Raw genomic sequence first — 22959 nt, forward strand, 5'->3', positions numbered from 1 at the left:
ACCCTGAATTTTTATGATATAAACTCCTTCTTTAAAATAAGAAATATCAATTTCTCCTTTGAGTATTAAATAAAGATATCTGCATTTTCTTAGTTAAAGAATTATAAAGTGCTAGTTTAAGAAAATACAGATTTATATGAAGTTTAAAATTTACTCTTAAGAATGAATTAAAAGTTGTTAATATAATTTTTTACTTTTCTAAAACTTCATCAATAACAACTCCGTTTGTTCCGTTAGGAGACTCAATATTTAATAAGTTTGCAATTGTTGGAGCAATATCTGTAATGTTATATCTTTTAGAAGATGAACCTTGTTTTATACCATTACCATAGAAAATAATAGGCACGTGGGTGTCATATGAATAACCAGAACCATGACTTGTACCAGTTCTTCCACTAATTAAAGTTGCTGGGTTCGGGATCATAAATACATCTCCAGATAATTTTTGATTGTATCCGTTTTGAAGCGAATTTAAAATACCAGAAGAGAAATGCGTTGTTTGTAAAGTTCTTGCAGTTACAGATTTGTATATACCATCAAAGTTAATAACTTCATCAGCTAATTTTTGAGCAACTGTATTAGTATCTAAATTTAAAGATTCAATTTTTTCTTTATTTAAAAATATTTGGTAATTAGAAATATTTTCAATCAACTCATCAGAATTAAAGTGTTTTTTAGTGATTTCTGTAACAAATTCTTTAAATTTTTTCATGTTTAAATAATGAGCAGGAATTTTTAAAGATTGTAAATATGCAGGTACGTGTACTGCTGCATGATCTGCTGTTAAAAATAAAGTGTAGTTGTCTTTCCCTACTTGTTGGTCTAAAAATTTTAAAAAGTCTGCTAAATCTTTGTCTAAACGTAAATAAGTGTCTTCTGTTTCTACAGCAGAAACGCCATATTTATGACCAACGTAATCTGTTGGAGAAAAACTAACGGCTAAGAAATCGGTATATTCACTTTTACCTAAGTTTTCACCTATAATTGCGGCTTTTGCAAAATCTGCAGTAAAGGTGTTCCCAGAAGGAACCGTTTTTATTAAGTCGAAATTTCCGTTTTTTGCACGTAATTTTTTTAAGTCTTTAGGGAAAGTTGGTGCTTTTTGGCCATTTAATTTTCCTTCAAAAATGTTGTTGTCAAGTCTACTATTTGTATAAGTGTTAATATCGTAAAGAGTTTCCCAAGTTGTATTTAAATAGTCATCTGCTTTGTTCTTTTTATTAAAATATTTTACCCATTGTGGCAATTCATTCATATAAAAAGTACTAGTAACCCAAGTATTAAAATTACGCCCATCGTACCAATAAGCTCCATTTGCAGTATGGCCTGCAGGTAAAATTGCTGAACGATCCTTTATAGAAACTCCAATTGTTTTTCCGTGCATATTTTGTGCTAAATGTAATTGGTCTGTTATGGTTGATGTAAAAAGTCTCTTTGGAGATTTTTGTCCATATTTACCCGTATTACCAACGGTTTCAAAAGTAGCATCATCTACACAGTAAATAGATTTTTTTAGATATTTATCATACCAATTGTTAGAGATAATTCCGTGTTCACTTGGTGTTGTTCCTGTGTAAATAGAGGTGTGGCCAACAGCTGTATATGTTGGTATGTAGTTGTAATGTGCGTTTTCTAATGAAAACCCATCCTTTAAAATTCTATTAAATCCATCTTTACCGTACCTATCAGAAAATCGAGTTAAATAATCATACCTCATTTGGTCGATAACAATACCGACTACTAATTTGGGGTTTTTATTTTGTGATGTTAGTTTACTATTTCCGAAAAAAACAAAAAAACATATAAAACTAAAAAGTAACTTGAAATTCATAAGTATATAATTAAATAATTAATCAAAAGTAATTATTTTTTGTTTTGATATGGGGATTTTAACTTTCTATTAATGATATTTTAATACTTTAGCACAAAATTAAAATGAATGAATTACCTAGAACATATTGGTAAATATTTTATGATGTTGGGGCGTGTTTTTAAAAAACCACAAAAAGTGAAGGTTTTTTATGAGGCTTTGCTAAAAGAAATTGATGATTTAGGCTTAAAATCTTTAGGGATTATTATGTTTATTTCTTTTTTTATAGGAGGGGTAATTGCCCTGCAAACAGCTTTAAATTTAGACAATCCTTTTATTCCGAAATCTTTAATAGGTTTTGCGGCAAAACGTTCTATTATTTTAGAATTTGCACCTACTTTTTGCTCCATTATTTTAGCTGGTAAAGTAGGGTCTTACATAACGTCTAGTATTGGTACAATGCGTGTTACAGAACAAATTGATGCCTTAGAAGTTATGGGGATAAATGCATTAAGCCATTTAGTATTGCCTAAAGTTATAGCAACGGTTTTCTTTTATCCTTTTCTAATATCATTAGGCATGTTCTTAGGTATTTTAGGAGGTTGGGTTACTGGTGTATTATCTGGTCTTTTTTCGGGAGCAGACTATATAGAGGGTATTCAAACCGATTTTGATCCCTTTTTATTATCGTATGCTATTATAAAAACTTTAATTTTTGCATTTTTAATAGCTACAGTGCCATCTTATCATGGTTATTATGTAAAAGGAGGGTCTATAGCTGTTGGTAAAGCAAGTACACAAGCAGTTGTTTGGACCACTATTTTAATTGTAATTGCAAATTATTTTTTAACCCAAATGCTTTTAACCTAAGAAATGATAGAAGTAAAAAATTTACATAAAGGTTTTGGAGATGTAAAAGTATTAAAAGGCATTACGGCTACTTTTCTTCCAGGAGAAACCAGTTTAATAATTGGAGAAAGTGGTTCTGGTAAGACGGTGTTTTTAAAATCATTAATTGGTTTGCATACTCCAGAAGAAGGTACTATTTCTTTTGATGGTAGAGTTAATACGCAATTTACAGAAAACGAAAAACAACAATGGAGGCAAGAAATTGGAATGGTTTTTCAAGGAAGTGCCTTGTTTGATTCTCAAACGGTAGAAGAAAATGTGATGTTTCCGTTAAAAATGTTTACAAATCAATCTACTGAAGAGATGTTAGCGCGTGTAAACTTTGTTTTAAAAAGAGTTAATTTAGAAAACTCTAATTACAAACTACCAGCAGAATTGTCTGGTGGAATGCAAAAAAGGGTTGCCATTGCGAGAGCTATTGTAATGAATCCTAAATACTTGTTTTGTGATGAACCAAATTCAGGTTTAGATCCGCGTACTTCTATTGTTATAGATAAATTGATTCAAGAAATTACAGATGAGTATAAAATTACGACAGTAATTAATACCCATGATATGAATTCTGTGATGGAAATTGGAGAAAAAATAATTTTTTTAAAGGATGGTAAAAAAGCATGGGAAGGAACAAGTGAAGATATATTTAAAACTGATAATGAAGCTGTTGTGAGTTTTGTGTATTCGTCTAATTTATTTAAGAAAGTTAGAGAGGCGTATTTAAATGAAAAAAAGATATAAATAGATTTGGTTTGTTTAAAATAAAGCATATCTTTGCAGCCGCTAAAAAGGAAATAAATTGACCTGGTAGCTCAGTTGGTAGAGCATCTCCCTTTTAAGGAGAGGGTCCTGGGTTCGAGCCCCAGCCCGGTCACAAAAAGTTAAAAACTTCATAGAAATGTGAAGTTTTTTTATAAGATAGTTGCTTTTAATAAAAAGTAATTTAAAAGTAAAATATCTTTAGGTTTTAAGATAAAAAATAAAAGACCTGGTAGCTCAGTTGGTAGAGCATCTCCCTTTTAAGGAGAGGGTCCTGGGTTCGAGCCCCAGCCCGGTCACTTAAAAAGCTTCACATTCTTGTGAAGCTTTTTTTATTTACAAACATTTAGAATAGTTTTTTAAAAACTACGAATTAATCAAGATATGAATAATCATTATTCATATCTTGTTTCTATAAATTAATAAAAATATATTAGTATTTTTCAATTCCTTTTAATAAAACAATTCTTACGTTTGGTAAAAGAAAGTTAGTGGTAGATTCTTTTTTACGAGTAGTGATCCGGTATACTTTTGATAGTGAATAAGAATACTGAAAGCTTTAAATTAAAGTTAGATACTTCTTTTTTTAGTAAAATTATAAAAATTATTTTCAGACAACTTTTTTTGTATCTTTCACTCCTTAGAAATTAGTAATTATGGAAGAAAAGAATTTAATTGATGAAACTGCAGATCAATCTAAGCAAGAAGTAAAAGATGGTGCTAGAGGGTTACTTTCTAGTATCAAAAAATATTTAAAAGAACTTTTAGATTTTAGACATGATACAGATCATGAAGCAACCATAGAAGCTATTAAGGCAGATATTCCTTTTAAAGGAGCTACTGCTTGGATTCTTATCTTTGCGGTTTTTGTGGCCTCTATAGGGTTAAATGCAGATTCTACGGCAGTTGTTATCGGTGCCATGTTAATATCACCATTAATGGGGCCTATTCTTGGCATTGGTAGTGCTTTTGCTATTAATGATATTGATGTTTTTAAAAAATCGTTAGTAAGTCTTGCTACAATGATTGTTTTAAGTTTGCTTGCATCATTTGTATTTTTCTATTTCTTTCCATTAAGTGAAGATACTTCGGAGTTGCTAGGAAGAACAAAACCAGATATTAGAGATGTGTTAATTGCCTTTTTTGGTGGTTTGGCATTAATGGTTGCGAGAACAAAAAAAGGAACAGTAGCTTCTGTAATTTTTGGAGTAGCAATTGCTACCGCTTTAATGCCTCCTTTGTGTACTGCTGGTTATGGTTTGGCAAAGGGACTTTCTGGAGATCCTGTTGGATTTACCTATGCTTTCGGAGCAATGTATTTATTTACCATTAATACCATTTTTATTGCTTTGGCAACATTTTTAGTATTAAAACTGTTGAGTTTTCCAATGCATAAATATGCAAATGCAGCCAGAAGAAAACGATATGCAACTGTTGCAACAGTTGTGGGTATTGCAGTAATGATACCTGCTTTTTATACATTTATACATGCTTTAAATGAAAGCAGAATGACTTCTGAGCTAAAGAAGTTTGTAAATTCTGAAATTAAAACAATTACCGAATTACAATTAATAGAGCAGGAGCCATTAATATCAGACAAGGTGTTAAAGCTTAACTTTTTTAATGAAGTGCCAGAAAGCACTGTAAACGTATTGTACAATCAATTAAGAAACAATATTCAGTATAAAAATATAAAAGACTTTAAGTTAGATATTAAAGGAAGTGATACAAAGAGTTTCGATTTAATTACAACGGCATATAATGATAAAAGGCAAGAGTTGGCAGAAAGTAAAAACATAATTGACGGACTTCAAAAACAAATTGAAGAGTTAAAGGGGATCGTATCTAGTTTAAATTATAGGCTAGAGCAAGGTGTTTTAGGTAAGAGTAATAATGAAATTGCTTTTAGTAGTGTTGTAAAAGATGCTAAAATTAGATATCATGATATTCGAGAAATTGGTTTTGCAAGAGTATTGTCTTCTAAAGATTTTATAGAAATAGATACCATACCAATGGCAATTATAAAATGGAATACAAGTATACCAGATAGTATTATTCAGTTTAAAGAAAAAGAATTAAGAACCTGGTTGCAAAAAGAAATGAGTTTAGATACGCTGTTTATTAAACGAGAATATTAAATAAAAAAAAGCTTCCAAATAGGAGGCTTTTTTTATTGTTTTGAATTGAGTTTCTTATAAAATAAATTCAGAAACCGTAATACTTTTAGTCGTTTTTATAGAATTCTATTTCTACGTTTTGATTAAATAAGTATACCTTATTATTACTCATATTTAAACATTCAAAACGTGTTCTACGTTTGTTTCCTCTTTTGTAAATGATATTTTTAAAGACAAACAAGCTTCCAAAAGGAATTTCGAAAATAAAATTCTTGCCAGTTTCGGCAACGTTTCCTCTTAGAGCTAAAGATAAATCTACATCAGCATCTGTACTTGCTTTTGGGTTTTTAAAATATTTAGCTAAATAAGGAAGCATTTCCATAGGGTAAATTTCTGGACGTAAAAAGGGCAACATTAAATGCTGAAAAATCATTTTCCATTCTTTACCATGTGGTTGTACTCTTCCAAATTTTTGATGTGTTACGTGATGTGCAATTTCATGCACTAAGGTTAACAAAAATTGATATTTGTTTAGGTTGTTGTTAACGGTTATTTGAAATTGTCCGTTTGGTAGTTTTCTAAAATCGCCATGTTTTGTTTCTCTCTGATTTACAATTTTTAAGGTAAAATTATGATCATTGATCAGGAATTCTATAAAAGGAATTGCTTTTGGCGGAACGAAATTTTGATAATTAGAACTCAATTGATACGCTTTTTACGGATTTGTAGATGAAACTTGTAATACTTTTCCGTTATAATACTTATTACCTGTTAAAGAAAAATCAAAGATATAGTTTGCCATTTCTGTTGCAGATGTTGGTGCAAGGTATCCTGGAAAAGCTTCTTCTAACATTTCTGTTTGTACAGCTCCTAAAGCCAAAACATTAAAAGCTATTTGTTGTTCTTTGTATTCTTCTGCTAGTAATTCTGATAAAGTAATTACAGCGCCTTTGGCGGATGAATAAGCAGCTAAACCAGGAAATTTTAAGCTTCCTTGAATTCCACCCATCGAGCTAATTGTAACAACGTGACTTCCTTTTTGTAAAAACGGAATTATTAATTTGGTAATCTCTGCAACAGCAAAAATATTTACTTTATAGACTTCTAAAAAATCATCCGAAGACAATTCTGTAAAAGGTTTGTTAATTAATTTTCCGGCATTATTAATTAAGATATCAACTTGCTTCCAGTTATTTTTGATGAAATTTGTTACTTTTTCTAAATCTGAATTTATGGATAAATCAACAGAAAGTATCGTAATGTTTTTATGATTAAATTCTGAAAGTGGTTTTGTATTTCTAGATAAAGCTAAAACTTGATGCCCTTTTTCTGCAAATTTTTTAGCAAGTTCAAAGCCAATTCCTCGGCTTGTTCCTGTGATAACTACATTTTTCATTTGTAAAAATTTAAATAAGTAATTTACTTAAAGTTATTAAGATAGAATTTAGAGAACAGAAGTTACTCTTCTTTTTCAAAAACAATATGTTGGTATGCGCCAATATCAGCATTTGTAGTTCTGTCTAGGCCTAAAATATCAGTAGTAAAGGTGGTCGATTTTGCGTTGTTAATGGCATCAGATTCTTCACCAATAATAAAATCATTTTTTTGAGTATTTCTAAAATCAGCGTTTCCGTTTAAAATAATGTCTTGGTAAGAAGAATTTGTAAAGTCTAAGACTTCATTGTCTTTATAAGAATCATTAGTATCTATAAATTTAATCATAGAATTGCTAATGTTATAGTTAAACAAGCCACCTCCATCTACTTTGTCTAAAACAAATTCTATGTTGTTATTTCCTTCAAAAATACAATTGGTAAAGTTGGCAGCGTGCAAATTTCTAGTTTCAATAATTTCTTGTCCAGAAGCATCTGTATATGTAAAAAAATTATTTACCAAAACAGCTGGTAATTGACGTAAGCCATTGTTCCAATAGTTTGCAAATGTAGCATGCGTAAAATTATAAGTACCGCCAACAGTTGCAGCTAAAGAAACCTGACCTGCAGAACCAACAACCACGTTGTTTGCTTCTATATTAGTTTCTCTACCTAGAATTCCGTAGCTAGAATGATTGTAAATTTCTGTGTTTTGTAGTTTTAGAGTTGGGGTAGAAGGTGTGCCAATACTATCAACCAAAACACCAATAATTCCGTTTTTAATAATAGCGTGGTTTATTTCATTGTTTTTGCTTCCTGCACGCATCCAAATAGTTCCCCATTGTCCTGCAGTTTCACTAAAAGAATGTTCTAACCTATCACCTTCAAAAACTACTTTGTTAGAAAGTGTTCCGTTTACTTTTAAAGTTGCTTTATCGTCTACAATTAAACCAGAATTATCATGAAAATAAACTTTTGCTCCGGCTTCTATGGTTAATGTTTTGTTAGCTGGTACTGCGGCAAAACCATAAATAACGGTTGGTTTTGCGTTTGTAAAAGTTAATTCGGTATTGGTTAAAAAACGCCCTTTTAAAGTTGTGGGCTCTCCGTTTAAAGTTAAACTATCAATTTTCATAGAGATTGCATCTTTACCCGGATAGATAAAGTTTGCATTTTGTACTAAAGTTACTAAATCTACCTTTTGTTGGTTGGTGCCGTTATCAAACAAAATCTTGTCTGTATATAATGGATTTACAACATTGTTTGCATCTATTGTGGTTTCTACAAAAATAAAAATACTATCTTTTGCAAGAATATCAATGTTTTTAAAATCTTTACCTGGTATTCCGTCTACATTTAATCTGTAGTTAGAATTTGTGCCGTTTTCTAATTTTATTTCAGGAATAGTAACAGCGTTGTTTCCTCGATTATAAACCTTTAAATTGTATGTTGATGAACCAATATTTGTAAATACGGTGTCTAAAAAAACGGTGTCTTTAGAAAATTGTAGGCTACCAAAACTAGGTGCGGTATTAAAATCTTTTCTACAAGAACTTACAGAGATAAAGGCAATACAAATAATAAAAGAAATAAAGTAACGCATATATTTAGTTTCTGTTTGTTTGATGGTTGTTGAGAGGTTGTATTAAGGTCTCAACGGACCCTCGACCTGATGTTTTTATGTAATGATATAAACAATAGAACTTTTAATTAATTCAATTATTGCTTTTTAATTAATTCAATTTCAAATAATTTACCCCAATGTTTACCAGTTACAAAAAGGCGGTTGTTTTCTTCGTCAAAAGCAATTCCGTTTAAAACTTCGTCTTGCGGAACTAACTTCTGTGTTTTTTCCATTTCTGTTTTTAAAGATTTTAAATTTGCAATACCTTCTACAACACCCGTTTTTGGGTCTATAATAACAATGGCATTTTGCTGATATTTGTTTGCGTAAATTTTGCCGTTTATCAATTCTAACTCATTTAAGTTATCTACCGCGTATTTATTGGTGTAAACCTGAATCGATTTTTGTTCTTTTAAAGTCTCAGGATCTAAAAACCAAATTTTAGAAGACCCATCAGATTTAATTAATTCAGTTCCATTATGTGTAAAGCCCCAACCCTCTGCACTTTGGTTGTATGCAAACTCTTTTTCTTGTTTAAAGGTTTCTAAATTGTATACAAACCCTTTTTTAGCCTGCCATGTTAACCAATAGATTTTATTGTTAAGAATGGTCATTCCTTCTCCAAAATACTTTTTATCTAAATCTACAGTCTGTAAAACTTTACCCGTTTTAATTTCAACCTTTCTTAAAGTAGATTGTCCTCTACGACCTGTAGTTTCATATAAAAAACCATCATGATATTCTAAACCTTGTGTGTATGCTGTTTTATCATGCGGATATTCATTTACAATATTGTATCCATATACTACAGGTGCTTTATCTGCTAAAACCTCAAAAAAGCTATTTTCTTTTTTTGTTTTTTCAGGATAAAAAACCAACGCAGAAATTTGATGCTTACCAACACCTAAATCTGTTGTGTTTATAGAAACTGTATTTCCTTCAGAAGAAATTTCTTTACCATTCACAAAAAACTGAACACTATTTATCGGTTTGTCTTCTTGTTCTTTAAGAGTTACATCAATATTAGAATTTAAAGCAACTTGTTTTTTATGATTTAGACTAAATTTATACACATCAGAACAAGATGTTATAAGCAGAAAGCACGCTAAAAAAGCAACAAATAAAGTACTATTTTTCATTTTTAAATTTTTTATATTTAATTTTTAGTCTTTTTACAGTTTAAGTAAAGTGATGAAAAACCACTATTTATAGGTAAAAACAAGTGTAAAAGTAACTATTGTGGTGGTTAGACCAAATAAAAACAAAATAATTATTTGTTAATTAAAAAATATAGTTAAATTTGCATCCTCAAAATAGTAAAAAACAACTATTTAGAGAACAGAGTGAGCTTTACCAACTTTACTCATGCAAACATAACATTAAAGTATTAAAATATAATAAAATGAGAAAAGGAATTCATCCAGAAAATTATAGAATGGTAGCATTTAAAGACATGTCTAATGAAGATGTATTTTTAACACGTTCTACTGTAGACACTAAAGAAACATTAGAAGTTGATGGTGTTGAGTATCCTTTAGTAAAATTAGAGATTTCTAGAACATCTCACCCATTTTACACTGGTAAATCTAAACTTATTGATGCTGCAGGACGTATCGATAAATTTAAAACGAAATACGCAAAATTCAAAAAATAATATTTTTAGAATTTTCAACATATTTAAAACTCCAACATTTATTTGTTGGAGTTTTTTTTTGCCATGTACTTAATGCTGTATTTCATTAATTTAAGTACTTAGTTTGTCTGTGTATGGGCGTTCCCTAAAGGTCAGGCTTTTCGCTATATCTTTTTGCTGAAAAAGCAAAAAGGATGCCGCTGCAATCCTTAACGCAAACTATTTGTAAGGCTAGTGCAAAATATCGTACTAAATGAGTATTTTTAAAGTCTTTTTAAATAACTATTATATAATGAGAAATACCATACTTTCTATTTTTATAGGAATCACAATTTTGTTCGGAGTTTTAGCCTATTTTATCCCACAAACAGGAACCATTATTCTAGTATCCATTTCTGGGTTACTTACCTTACTTGCAATTTACGATAGTTTACAAACTACGCATTCCTTATTAAGAGCATTTCCGGTAATAGCAAGGTTACGTTGGTTTTTTGAAGATGAAAGAGGTAAAATTCAACAATATTTTATAGAAGATAATTTAAACGGTACACCCATTAATAGAGAAAAAAGGAGTATTGTGTATCAGCGATCTAAATTATCTAAAGAAACCGTTCCTTTTGGTACACAGCATAATGTATATGCAAAAGGCTATGAGTTTGTAAAACACTCTTTGTTTCCTACAGATCATCATAAAATAGCAGGAGAAAGAATTGTTTTTGGTTCTGATAAGTGTACTCAAAAATACGAAGGTTCTATTATTAATATTTCTGCCATGTCTTTTGGTTCTTTAAGTAAAAATGCAATTATGGCATTAAACCAAGGAGCAAAAATGGGTGGTTTTGCACACAATACAGGAGAAGGAGGAATATCACCTTACCATTTACAAGGAGGGGATATTATTTTTCAAGTTGGTACAGGGTATTTTGGAGCAGGAAAACACGATACTAATGGAAAACGGTATTTTGATAACGAAACATTTAGAACGAATGCCATTCGTCCAGAAGTAAAAATGATAGAAATTAAATTTTCTCAAGGAGCAAAACCTGGTCATGGAGGAATTCTTCCTGCTGCCAAAAATACAGAGGAAATTGCAAAGATTCGTTCTGTAGAGCCTGGTACACAAGTAGATTCGCCTCCAGGTCATTCTGCATTTTCTAATTATCAAGAAATGATTGTTTTTATACAGAAGGTACGAGATTTATCTGGCGGTAAACCAGTAGGAATTAAACTTTGTGTAGGTAATAATGAAGAAATAGAAACCATGATGCAAGCATTTGCAGATGCCAATAATTACCCAGATTTTATTTCTGTAGATGGAGGAGAAGGTGGTACAGGTGCTGCACCAATGGAATTTACAAATTATATAGGTACGCCACTTATAGAAGGATTGGTTTTTGTAAATAAACTTTTAATAAAGCATCAATTAAAAGATCAAATTAAAATTATTGCTTCTGGTAAAGCTATAGATGCTTTCGATATTATAAAATACTTGTCTTTAGGAGCAGATGCAGTGGGTATGGCAAGAAGTTTTATGCTAAGTTTAGGCTGTATACAAGCAAGAGAATGTAATTTAGATACTTGCCCTGTTGGTGTTGCTACACAAGATGATGATTTGGTAAAAGCTTTGGTGGTAGAAAAGAAAAATGTACGTGTTAAAAATTACCACCATAAAACTATTGAAGCTGTAAAAGAAGTTGTTGCTGCTATGGGGGTTGCTTCTATTGCAGATATAAAAGCAAACCAAGTTTTTAGACGAAGAAAAGATGAGGAAGTGGTAAGTTTAGAAGAAATTTTTTATAATAATTAAGGCAATTTTTATTTCTATGGAATATTTTGATATTGTTATTATTGGTGGAGGTCCCATTGGTATTGCTTGTGGCTTAGAAGCTCAAAAAAAAGGATTATCCTATGTAATTATAGAAAAAGGTCCTATTGTAAATTCGGTATATAATTACCCTGTAAACATGCAGTTTTTTTCTTCTTCAGAGAAATTAGAAATAGATGAAATTCCGTTTATTAGTAAAGAAAATAAACCAAGAAGAAGTGAAGCTTTAGAATATTACAGAAGAATTGCTACTTCAAATAAATTGAATATTCATTTATTTGAAAAAGTAACATCAGTTTCTAAAACGGCAACTGAGTTTACTGTTGTTTCTGATAAGAAGACCTACAAATCTGCCAATATTATTATTGCAACAGGTTTTTATGATATTCCGAATATTTTAAATGTACAAGGAGAAAATTTATCAAAAGTGTCTCATTATTATAATGATCCACATTTTTATGCAGGACAAAAATTAGCGGTTATTGGAGCAAGTAATTCGTCTGTAGATGCAGCTTTAGAGTGCTATAGAAAAGGAGCAGAGGTTACTATGGTTATTAGAGGAGCAGAAGTAGGTCAACGTGTAAAATATTGGGTGAGACCAGATATCATCAACAGAATAGAAGAAGGTAATATTAAGGTTTATTATAATACTACAGTTAAAGAAATAACTAAAGATACTATTGTTCTAAATAAAAAAGAGGGTGCAGAAATACTGCAAAACGACTTTGTTTTGGCGTTAACGGGTTACAAGCCAAACTTTACACTTTTAGATGAAATAGGAGTTTCTTTTTCTAAGGATGAAAAGAAAATTCCGACTTATAATGATGAGACTATGGAAACCAACGTGAAAGGTGTTTATTTAGCAGGGGTTATTTGTGGAGGGATGGAAACGCACAAATGGTTTATAGAAAACTCTCGCATACATGCAAAAATGATTATTGCAAATGTTTTAAAGCAGAACGTATAAGTAAATTGATATAAATTAAAAAAAGCCCAAACAGTTAATTGTTAGGGCTTTTTTTAATTCATCTTTGTCGACTTGAGTTTAAGTTTTTCTAAAACAATTTTTTATAATAATCAGCTGCCATTCTTTGGGTTGTAAATTCAGGAATAACATCATCCATAGCCTTAAAAACTATTTTTTGCCATGTTTTAGGAGCGTCATAATAGGTTGGTAATACTTTGTTCTCTAGAATACTGTATAAATTATCGGTGTCTATTTTATCTTGTTCGTAAGTTGGTAAAAGATTATCTAGTGCAGGTAATACAAAACAATTTTCTTCATCCTTTTTAAATTCAGGAATCCAACCATCATCCGTAGAAACATTTACAGAACCATTCATTGCAGCTGTCATACCACTTGTACCAGAAGCTTCACGTGTAATTCTTGGCGTGTTTAACCAAACATCAGAACCGCATTTTAATTTTCTAGACAATCCTATCTCATAACCAATAAGCACTGCAAGGTTTGGTTCTTGTTTAGATTGACGTACCAAGTGGTTAAAGGTGTCTATGGCACCATAATCAAACGGATAAGGTTTTCCTGCCCAAATAATTTGTACTGGATATTTTTCATTATAAATTAACCTTTTAAAACGATCGTAATCATGTAAAAGTAAATCAGCTCTTTTGTAACCTGCAAATCTTCTTGCCCAAACAATTGTTAAGATGTTAGGATCTAGTTTTTTTCCGGTTTGTTTATATACTTCATTAAAAAGTTTGCTTTTTAACTGCGATTTTTTATTTTTATAGGCAGTAGCATTTCCTTTTTTCCAAGACTTTTTAATCGTTTCATCTTGCCAAAATTTTTGATTTTGTGCATTTGTAATCGGAATAATTTCACAAATACCTTCGTAATCTTTCCACATGTCATTCGCAACGATGGCATGTAGTTTAGATACTCCGTTAGCTTTTCTAGCCATTCTTAATGCAGTAATGGTATAATTAATCATACCTCCGTTAACCATTTCTTTGTATAGTTCTTCTTCAGAAAGTGTTCTTCCAAAGAAACCACATCTGTTTAAATGACGTGCATCTCGTTCTTCGTTTCCTGCTTTTTCTGGTGTATGTGTTGTAAATACCATTTGTTCTTTGGTAACGCCTTTATCTCTTAAATAATAAAAAGCAGGTAAGGCATGTCCTTCGTTTAAATGATACGTATCTGCGCCTCCTAAAATTTCTACTACCTTGGCGCCAGCAATTCCTAAAACAATACTTTGAGATATTCTTGTTACTTGGTTTTGGTCATACAAATGGTTGGTTATGGTTCTAGACAAGTGGTCGTTTCCATCTACATCTGTACTTAAAAAATACATGGGTACAGTGCCAAAAACCTCTGGTTTTAAAACGTAGGCTCTTACTTTTACATTTGGGTTGTCATGTAGTTTAATTTCTACTTCGATGCCTGTATACTCTAAAAACTCGAAATGTTTTTCGTTAAACTCTGTTTTTAAGGTTTGGTCTTCATTTCTTGCTTGGTCGTAATAGCCATATTTCCAAAGCATACCAATACCAATCATATTTTGTTTTAATTCCAGTCCAGAACGCATATGTGAACCAGCTAAAAAGCCTAAACCTCCAGAATAAATATTAAACGCTTGGTCGATACCAAATTCCATACTAAAATAAGCTACTTTCTTTTTATATTTTGCTACCGGTTTGTATGGGTGATGCCATTTACTATATATATGTTCCATATTTTTTTTTTGATTTTATAGTATTAAAAGTAAGGAAAATACACAACGTATAATACTGTTTGTGAGTTAAGTTTAGGTATCTAAAGTTAATTTATAATGCTTTTAAATTTAAGTTAAGTTGGCTGTTTGTAGGTTTTTATGATATTAATCATTTCTAATTTAAAGAGGTTTCTTAAATGTCTTTTTTAGTTTTATGTGATTCCTCAATTGCTTAAAAAAAGTTTATTTAGAAATGACTTTCGTTTTATTATTCCGAAGTATGAGGGTTTGATAAAAAAAATTAAAAGAAAAGATAAAAGGTTTTTAGTTATTATTAAAACAAAAAAAACCGTTTCAAAAAAGAAACGGTTTTAAAATACTAAAAGAACAGTGTGTGTTCTACATGTAATCTTCTATTGGGTTACAAGAACAAATTAAGTTTCTGTCTCCAAAAGCATCATCTACTCTACGTACAGAAGGCCAAAATTTATTTTCAGCAATATATGGTAAAGGAAAAGCAGCCTGTTTTCTGGTGTATGGTAATGTCCAATCATCTGCAGTTAGCATTTCTTGTGTATGCGGTGCATTTTTTAAAGGATTGTTTTCATCCTCTTTAGAGGTGTTTTTTATTTCTTCACGAATAGAAATCATCGCATCACAAAAACGATCTAATTCTGCCATAGATTCAGATTCTGTAGGTTCAATCATCATAGTTCCTGCAACAGGAAAAGAAACGGTTGGTGCATGAAAACCATAATCTATTAAACGCTTTGCAATGTCTACAACTTCAATTCCGTTTTGTTTAAAATCACGGCAATCAATAATCATTTCGTGCGCAGCTCTATTCATTTCTCCCGTATACAAACTATTGTAATGTCCGTGCAAACGTTCTTTAATATAGTTAGCATTTAAGATGGCATTCTTGGTAGAATCGGTCAGTCCTTTAGCACCTAACATGGTAATATATCCGTAAGAAATTAAACATACTAAAGATGAACCCCAAGGAGCAGCAGAAATGGCTGTAATTGCATTTTCTCCTCCTGTAGCAACTACAGGATTTGTTGGTAAGAATGGTACTAATTGTGGAGCTACACAAATTGGGCCAACTCCAGGACCACCACCACCATGCGGAATGGCAAATGTTTTGTGTAAGTTTAAGTGACAAACATCAGCACCAATCGTTGCAGGGTTTGTTAACCCAACTTGTGCATTCATATTTGCGCCATCCATATATACTTGTCCGCCGTTATTATGAATAATTTGGGTAATTTCTTTAATTGCTCTTTCGTACACTCCATGAGTAGAAGGATAGGTAACCATTAAAGCAGCTAAATTATCTTTATGTAAAATTGCTTTAGCACGTAAATCTTCTACATCAATATTTCCTTTTTCATCGGTTTTGGTAACCACAACCTTCATACCAGCCATAACTGCTGATGCAGGATTTGTTCCGTGGGCAGAAGCAGGAATTAAACAAATATTTCTGTGAGAATCGTTGTTAGATTCGTGATAAGCTCTAATAGTCATTAAGCCGGCAAACTCACCTTGTGCACCAGAGTTTGGTTGTAAAGAGGTACCTGCAAAACCGGTAATGATATTTAATTGATGCTCTAATCTCTTTAAAACTTGTTGATACCCTTCCGCTTGATTTAACGGCACAAATGGGTGAATATTTCCCCATTGTGGATTACTTAAAGGCAACATTTCTGAGGCTGCATTTAATTTCATTGTACAAGAACCTAAAGAAATCATAGAATGATTTAATGCTAAATCTTTACGCTCTAATTTTTTAATATAACGCATCATATCTGTTTCTGATTGATACGTGTTAAATACATCGTTTTCTAAAAACGGTGTATTTCTTGCTATATTTTCTGTAATAACTTCAAAATCTGCACTAAAAGATTCTTTAGTTAAAATTTGATGAAAATCGTCTACAATTTCAGCATCAGCAGAAGTCGATTTCTTTTTAAGTTGACCAAAAATGGTAAACAAGTTCATTAAATCTTTCTGTGTAGTTGCTTCATTTATAGAGATAGAAATGTGTTTATTATCTACATAATTAAAATTTACTTTAAAAGACTCTGCAACAGATTTTAATTTAATAGAATCTATTTCTACTAATAAAGTATCAAAATAAGAAGTATTTAATTGCTTAAACCCTGCTTTTTCTAAATAATCTGCAACTAACTTTGTTTTATTGTGTACAGAATCTGCAATAAATTGTAAACCACTTTTACCATGATAAACAGTGTACATACTTGCCATAACAGCTAATAAAACTTGCGCCGTACAAATATTAGAAGTCGCTTTCTCTCGCTTAATATGTTGCTCTCTTGTTTGCAATGCCATACGCAAAGCACGCTCTCCGTTTCTGTCTTTGGTAATACCAATAATACGTCCAGGAATACTTCTTTTATATTTTTCTTTAGTAGCAAAGTAAGCCGCATGCGGGCCACCATAACCTAACGGAATACCAAAACGTTGTGTAGTTCCTACAACAACATCAACTCCAAATTCTGCAGGAGCTTTTAATTTTACTAATGATAAAATATCTGCAGCAACGGCAACTTTTATATTGTTTTCATTTGCTTTTGCAACAAATTGTGCATAATTATAAACCTGACCATGTTTTCCTGGGTATTGTAAAATTGCTCCGAAAAAATCCTCAGAAAAATCAAACTCTTCATGGTTACCAATTACTAATTCAATACCAATAGGAGTAGAACGAGTTTGTAAAACAGAGATGGTTTGTGGTAAAATTTCTTCAGAAACAAAAAATTTGTTTACACCCGCTTTCTTTTGTGCTCTTTCTCTAATATCATACAATAAAGCCATTGCTTCTGCAGAAGCCGTACTTTCATCTAATAAAGAAGCGTTTGCCAATTCCATTCCTGTTAAATCACAAACCATTGTTTGAAAATTTAACAATGCCTCTAATCTACCTTGTGCAATTTCTGCTTGGTAAGGAGTATAAGCAGTGTACCAACCCGGATTTTCTAATATATTACGCTGAATTACACTTGGCACAATAGCTTCATGATATCCTAAACCAATGTAACTTTTAAAAACTTTATTCTTTTCAGATAATTCTTTAATATGTGCTAAATATTCATATTCACTCTTTGCAGGTGCTAAATCTAACTCATTTTCTAAACGAATATCATCCGGAACGGTTTCGTAAATTAACCGTTCTAAACTTTCCGCTTTTATCGTTGATAACATTTTTTCTTGTTCCTTTTTATTAGGTCCAATATGTCTGTTTTGAAACAAATTTGTATTCATGTAATAAAGTTTTGTTTAGGTTTAGTTCAATCGATATAGTTTGTGTTATTGCTTGTTTAAACCAATTGATTTTAAAGGCTCAAAAGTAGGGAAATAATAAAAAAATTTAGGTCAGATTTTTAGTTAAAAAAGGTTAATTATTAACCAAATTTAAATGTTATGAACATAAAACCTATTTTTGCCGAATGAGATTCTTAAAATTGGTTTTAGATTTTTATATAAATGCAAGTATTCATGTTGCATTTTCTGTGTATGCGCTGCTAAGAATTACAGAAGTTTATTTAGATCTACCTTATAATAGCGACTTAAATTATTTTATGTTTTTGGGAACTATTACAGGGTATAATTCTGTAAAATATGCAGGTGTGGCAAAATTACATCATAAAAGTTTAACCAAAAGCTTAAAGAATATACAAGTGTTTTCGTTCTTCTGTTTTTTAGCATTGTGTTATTTTGCATATCAAACTTCTTTAAATACATTATTATACACCCTTCCTTTCTGCTTATTAACAGTATTGTATGCGGTTCCTTTTTTAAGTGGAGTAGCTAAAACATTAAGACAAGTTAGTTATTTAAAAGTAATTATTGTGGCACTCGTTTGGGCGGGTTTTACGGTATTAATTCCTGCAGTTGATGCAGGTAAAGAAATTTCTATAAATGTACTTTTACTAATGCTACAACGTTTTTTAATTGTGGTGGTTCTAATTTTACCTTTTGATATAAGAGATGTAAAGTATGATGCTATTTCTTTACAAACGATTCCGAAGAAAATAGGGATCGCAAAGACCAGAAAGTTAGGATTAATGTTGTTGGTTTTTTCTTTAGTTTTAGAATATTTGATTATAACCAATACGTTTGTAAAAACACCTTTTATGCTTTTCTTTTTTCTGTTGGTAATTTTCTTAATGAGAGCTAAAACAGAGCAGCCAAAGTACTACAGTTCTTTTTGGGTAGAGTTGCTACCTATTGCTTGGTGGATGTTTCTTTTAGGATTCCATAATTTTTAAGTACGAAATCATCTAATTATACATATATTTTTAAATTATCAGAATAAATAAAATAGATATCATAAAACTTTAAAATAGCTTCTTATTTCCCTACTATATTTGTAGATTTACTCACTTAAATTCAACCAAGATTCTTAAGTAATGATTAGTACAAAAAGAAATTATATTTTCGATTTTGACAGTACCTTAACTAAGGTAGAAGCATTAGATGTTTTAGCAGAAATAACATTAGAAAATAATCCTAAAAAAGAGGCTATTATTCAAGAAATAATAGATATTACCAATTTAGGCATTGATGGTGAAATATCCTTTACAGAATCTTTAGAAAGAAGAATAAAGTTATTAAAAGCAAACAAAGCTGATTTATCCAGCTTAATTGCTGCTTTAAAAAAACAAGTATCAAAATCTATAGAAAGCAACAAAGAGTTTTTTGAAAGCTATGCGGATGATATTTATGTGATTTCTTGTGGTTTTAAAGAATTTATAGATCCTATTGTAGCAGAATACAATATACCTTCAGAAAGAGTGTATGCAAATACTTTTGAGTTTGCAAACGATGGTGAAATTATTGGTTTCGATGCCAACAATCCACTTTCTCAGCACAACGGAAAAATAAAGTGTTTAAAAGACATGAATCTCGAAGGAGAAATACAAGTTATTGGTGATGGGTACAGCGATTATGTAACTAGACAAGCAGGTGTAGCAGATAAGTTTTTTGCTTACACAGAAAATGTTTCTAGAATTAAAACAACAGAAAACGCAGACCACATTGCCCCAAGTTTAGATGAATTTTTATACGTTAACAAGTTGCCAAGAAAAATATCGTACCCAAAGAATAGAATTAAAATATTATTATTAGAAAATGTACATCCAGATGCTTTTAAAAAGTTATCTACAGATGGGTTTTCTGTAGAAACTGTTTCTAAAAGTTTGTCTGAAGACGAGTTGATAGAAAAAATTAAAGACGTACACGTTTTAGGTATTCGTTCTAAAACAAACGTTACGCAAAAAGTAGTAGACGCTGCAGATAAATTAATGGTAGTTAGTGCATTTTGTATTGGTACCAAACAAATAGATTTAGAAGCGTGTAAAGAAAAAGGAATTGTTGTTTTTAACGCTCCTTACAGTAATACGCGTTCTGTAGTTGAGTTGGCTATCGGAGAAATTATTATGTTAATGCGTAGTGTTTTTCAAAGAAGTACAGAAATTCACAACGGTCAATGGAATAAAACTGCAGAAGGTTCTAGAGAAGTTCGTGGTAAAAAATTAGGTATTGTTGGTTATGGTAATATTGGTAAGCAATTATCAATTTTAGCAGAAGCTTTAGGTATGGATGTCTACTATTATGATGTAGAAGATACATTAGGCTTAGGTAATGCCACTAAAGTAGATCAATTATCAGATTTATTAGCACTTTCAGATGTGGTTACTTTACACATAGATGACAATGCAGCAAACAAAAACTTTATAGGAGAAACAGAAATTTCTCAAATGAAAGATGGCGCAATTTTAGTAAACTTAGCAAGAGGTTTTGTGGTAGATATTCCTGCTTTGGTTGCTGCTTTAAAAAGCGGAAAATTAGCCGGTGCAGCAGTAGATGTGTATCCTTCTGAACCAAGAAAAAATGGTGAGTTTTTTACAGAGTTACAAGGATTGCCAAATGTAATTTTAACACCACACGTTGGTGGAAGTACAGAAGAAGCGCAAAGAGATATTGCAGATTTTGTACCAAGTAAAATTATGGCGTATATGAATTCTGGTAATACTGTAGACGCTGTAAACTTTCCAAATATTCGTTTACCTAGACAAACAAATGCACACCGTTTTTTACATATTCATAAAAATGTGCCAGGTGTTATGGCTAAAATTAATAAAGTTTTAGCAGAATACGAATTAAATATTAACGGTCAGTATTTATCTACAGATCCAAAAGTTGGGTATGTAATTACAGATTTGGATAAAGAATACAACAAAGAAGTTATAGAAGCCTTAAGAGAAATTGAAGGAACTATTAAATTTAGAGTTTTGTATTAATCTAACCAATGAATAAATATTTATATATCGTTCTTTTATTAATCTCTTGTAGTTCCTTTTCTCAAGTAGACTTTAAAACCTATTTTAAAAAAGTAGACAACGGATTTGATTTTTTAGCAGACAATAATGAATATTGTCCGGTTTCGGTAGAAGTAGATTTAGAGTTGGTAAACATGTCTACCACTAACGGAAACTTTAAAACGTATGTAATTCCTGCAAGATCAAAAGGCGTTGTAATTACTACGTTAAAGGCAATAAAAGCAGGTAAGTACAAGTATAATTCTAAAACCAGATATAATTACGGAGATCTTGTTACTAAAGATACCGTTGCATCAGCAGAGTACATTTACAACCTTCCTTTTAAAAAAGGAAAAAAGTTTAAAGTATCTCAAGGCTATAACGGTACAGAAACGCATCAGAAAGTAAATGCAATAGATTTTACCATGCCAATTGGCACAGCTATTTATGCAGCTAGAGAAGGCGTTGTTATTAAAGTTGTAGATACTAACACAAAAACATGTGTTACAAAAGGATGTTTAGAGTATAATAATGTAATTTTAATCTATCATAATGATGGTTCAATTGCAGATTATTCTCACATTAACACCAATGCAGCAGTCGTTAAAAAAGGTGATAAAGTAACAAAAGGTCAGTTAATAGCAAAAAGTGGAAATATTGGTTGGTCATCTGGCCCACATTTACATTTTGAAGTTTTTAAGCAAGAAATTCTCAAGCGAGAAACGCTTAAAACGAAGTTCAAAATTAACGACGGAACGGAAGTGCCTATTTACTTAGAAGAAAAAGTAAAGTATCTTAGAAAGTATTAATTCACGTTATAAAAAAAAAACACCCTTCAGATTTTTAAATTTGAAGGGTGTTTTTTTTTGAAGCTATTTCCTGCTTTCACTACTCGCTTTTTTTATCCTAAAAAGGAATAAAAAAGAGCTCAAACAAACCGTTCAATCAGGGCTACAGTTATTTGCTAGCATTCTGTCATTGCGAGGAACGAAGCAATCTGTCTATAAAAGAACAAATCTTGTAGGTTATTGACTACAATAATTTAAAAAACAACTTTGCACTTTATTCATTCTCATAATCATGCACAAATTTAATATGAGGACTGCTGGCCATCAAATTAGGATTTGTACCTTCGATCCCCTCAGGAATTGGCTGGTTACGTGTTTTGTAATAAGCTTTCCAACTAGGCATTGGGTTTCCTGTGCTGTCGTTAAATGTCATTGGATGCGTAAGAAAAGGAATAGCATCTTTTGGTAAATCTTGAGAAGAAAACATTTTATAAACTAATTCTGAGCAATAATAAGAGTTGTCATCCCATAAAAAAATCTCATCATAAGGTGTATTTATTCTTTCTACTCCATATGCTATTGCTTTAGCAATATAAGGTTGGTAATAATTATCTAGTCTTGCAACCGTGGTGGCCGATTTGTTAAACTTATTTTTATTTCTGTTCAGAAACTTTACTATAGGAGTTTGAGAAATTCCCACTTTAGGAATCGCTTCTATTACAAACCATTTTCCATCTTTTTTCATTGCCATACCAACATGCGAATAGTTTTTAGATACGGAAGTTGCCGTTACATCTTTAATAGCATTATCAATTTCGCCAGTTCCTGTATTTTGAAACAGTAAATCACCTTGTTTTAATTCAAAATTATTTTTGTTTTTATTGTTTTGGCAACTGAACAAAACAATAGATAGTAAAATAGGGATGCAAGTTTGCTTTAATGTTTTATGCATGGTTATTTTGTGATTTATTTTTTAGGATGTTTTTAAATTACACTGAAGTTATTTTAAGTATTAGAATTAACAAATAAATACTGACAAAGAAAATTCTCGCAGATTTTCGTAAGTAAATAAAAAGCAAGCAATTAATTCTGTAAGTTGTTGTGTGTA

Annotated in this window: 17 protein-coding genes and 2 tRNA genes; 11 read left to right on the forward strand and 8 right to left on the reverse strand. The window is 31.1% G+C overall.

The genetic code is table 11. The annotated features are described in order from the left end of the window. Nucleotides 1–190: 190 nt before the first annotated feature. Nucleotides 191–1831, reverse strand: coding sequence for an alkaline phosphatase PafA (gene pafA / locus GQR92_RS14780; protein ID WP_158840855.1), 1641 nt, complete (start codon nucleotides 1829–1831; stop codon nucleotides 191–193). A gap of 108 nt (nucleotides 1832–1939) precedes the next feature. Here pafA and GQR92_RS14785 point away from each other — a divergent pair, with 108 nt between their 5' ends. The 5 genes from GQR92_RS14785 to GQR92_RS14805 all read left to right on the forward strand — a co-directional run bounded on the left by GQR92_RS14785 (nucleotide 1940) and on the right by GQR92_RS14805 (nucleotide 5610). Further along, entirely contained in the window at nucleotides 1940–2680 is a 741-nt protein-coding gene (locus GQR92_RS14785) for an MlaE family ABC transporter permease (protein ID WP_158840857.1), read from the forward strand. A gap of 3 nt (nucleotides 2681–2683) precedes the next feature. Next, nucleotides 2684–3454 carry an ABC transporter ATP-binding protein gene (locus GQR92_RS14790; RefSeq protein WP_158840859.1) on the forward strand — a complete coding sequence of 257 codons (771 nt, stop codon included), beginning with the start codon at nucleotides 2684–2686 and terminating at the stop codon, nucleotides 3452–3454. Nucleotides 3455–3514: 60 nt separating this feature from the next. Continuing rightward, nucleotides 3515–3587, forward strand: a tRNA-Lys gene (locus GQR92_RS14795). Between the two features lie 111 nt (nucleotides 3588–3698). Beyond that, nucleotides 3699–3771 (forward strand) — tRNA-Lys (locus tag GQR92_RS14800). A gap of 357 nt (nucleotides 3772–4128) precedes the next feature. After that, complete coding sequence (locus GQR92_RS14805; RefSeq protein WP_158840861.1) at nucleotides 4129–5610, forward strand: DUF389 domain-containing protein; 1482 nt, start codon at nucleotides 4129–4131, stop codon at nucleotides 5608–5610. Between the two features lie 85 nt (nucleotides 5611–5695). On the opposite strand, the gene GQR92_RS14810 is transcribed toward GQR92_RS14805, so the two are convergent. The 4 genes from GQR92_RS14810 to GQR92_RS14825 form a co-directional block, all read right to left on the reverse strand. Beyond that, nucleotides 5696–6292 (reverse strand): SprT-like domain-containing protein, encoded by a 597-nt coding sequence (locus tag GQR92_RS14810; RefSeq protein WP_158840863.1) that lies wholly within the window; start codon nucleotides 6290–6292, stop codon nucleotides 5696–5698. 12 nt (nucleotides 6293–6304) lie between these two features. Beyond that, a complete protein-coding gene (locus GQR92_RS14815; RefSeq protein ID WP_158840865.1) occupies nucleotides 6305–6985 on the reverse strand; it encodes an SDR family NAD(P)-dependent oxidoreductase in 681 nt (226 codons plus the stop codon). Between the two features lie 62 nt (nucleotides 6986–7047). Next, nucleotides 7048–8565, reverse strand: coding sequence for a hypothetical protein (locus GQR92_RS14820; RefSeq protein ID WP_158840867.1), 1518 nt, complete (start codon nucleotides 8563–8565; stop codon nucleotides 7048–7050). Between the two features lie 116 nt (nucleotides 8566–8681). Further along, nucleotides 8682–9725, reverse strand: coding sequence for a glutaminyl-peptide cyclotransferase (locus GQR92_RS14825; protein ID WP_158840869.1), 1044 nt, complete (start codon nucleotides 9723–9725; stop codon nucleotides 8682–8684). Nucleotides 9726–9988: 263 nt separating this feature from the next. Here GQR92_RS14825 and GQR92_RS14830 point away from each other — a divergent pair, with 263 nt between their 5' ends. The 3 genes from GQR92_RS14830 (at nucleotide 9989) to GQR92_RS14840 (ending at nucleotide 13011) form a co-directional block, all read left to right on the forward strand. Next, the gene (locus GQR92_RS14830; protein ID WP_036822520.1) at nucleotides 9989–10240 is read left to right on the forward strand and encodes a type B 50S ribosomal protein L31; all 252 of its coding nucleotides are present in this window, start codon (nucleotides 9989–9991) and stop codon (nucleotides 10238–10240) included. A gap of 232 nt (nucleotides 10241–10472) precedes the next feature. Beyond that, nucleotides 10473–12026, forward strand: coding sequence for an FMN-binding glutamate synthase family protein (locus tag GQR92_RS14835; protein ID WP_233269881.1), 1554 nt, complete (start codon nucleotides 10473–10475; stop codon nucleotides 12024–12026). Nucleotides 12027–12042: 16 nt separating this feature from the next. After that, a complete protein-coding gene (locus tag GQR92_RS14840) occupies nucleotides 12043–13011 on the forward strand; it encodes a YpdA family putative bacillithiol disulfide reductase (protein ID WP_158840870.1) in 969 nt (322 codons plus the stop codon). An 88-nt stretch (nucleotides 13012–13099) separates the two neighbouring features. Here the strand turns inward: GQR92_RS14840 and glgP are convergent, their stop codons facing one another. Both glgP and gcvP read right to left on the reverse strand, forming a co-directional pair. Further along, entirely contained in the window at nucleotides 13100–14740 is a 1641-nt protein-coding gene (gene glgP, locus GQR92_RS14845; RefSeq protein WP_158840872.1) for an alpha-glucan family phosphorylase, read from the reverse strand. A 378-nt stretch (nucleotides 14741–15118) separates the two neighbouring features. After that, nucleotides 15119–18004 (reverse strand): aminomethyl-transferring glycine dehydrogenase, encoded by a 2886-nt coding sequence (gcvP, locus tag GQR92_RS14850; protein ID WP_158840874.1) that lies wholly within the window; start codon nucleotides 18002–18004, stop codon nucleotides 15119–15121. 185 nt (nucleotides 18005–18189) lie between these two features. On the opposite strand from gcvP, the gene GQR92_RS14855 reads away from it, so the two are divergent. The 3 genes from GQR92_RS14855 (at nucleotide 18190) to GQR92_RS14865 (ending at nucleotide 21872) form a co-directional block, all read left to right on the forward strand. Then, nucleotides 18190–19011 (forward strand): hypothetical protein, encoded by an 822-nt coding sequence (locus GQR92_RS14855; protein ID WP_158840876.1) that lies wholly within the window; start codon nucleotides 18190–18192, stop codon nucleotides 19009–19011. A gap of 141 nt (nucleotides 19012–19152) precedes the next feature. Then, nucleotides 19153–21045 carry a phosphoglycerate dehydrogenase gene (gene serA / locus GQR92_RS14860; RefSeq protein WP_158840878.1) on the forward strand — a complete coding sequence of 631 codons (1893 nt, stop codon included), beginning with the start codon at nucleotides 19153–19155 and terminating at the stop codon, nucleotides 21043–21045. Between the two features lie 8 nt (nucleotides 21046–21053). Continuing rightward, nucleotides 21054–21872 (forward strand): M23 family metallopeptidase, encoded by an 819-nt coding sequence (locus GQR92_RS14865; RefSeq protein ID WP_158840879.1) that lies wholly within the window; start codon nucleotides 21054–21056, stop codon nucleotides 21870–21872. A gap of 253 nt (nucleotides 21873–22125) precedes the next feature. Here GQR92_RS14865 and GQR92_RS14870 read toward each other — a convergent pair whose 3' ends face one another. Next, on the reverse strand, nucleotides 22126–22803 hold the full coding sequence (locus GQR92_RS14870; RefSeq protein ID WP_233269882.1) for a YiiX/YebB-like N1pC/P60 family cysteine hydrolase: 678 nt from the start codon (nucleotides 22801–22803) through the stop codon (nucleotides 22126–22128). Between the last annotated feature and the right edge of the window lie 156 nt (nucleotides 22804–22959).

The organism is Polaribacter sp. L3A8 (assembly GCF_009796785.1).
GTDB lineage: Bacteria > Bacteroidota > Bacteroidia > Flavobacteriales > Flavobacteriaceae > Polaribacter.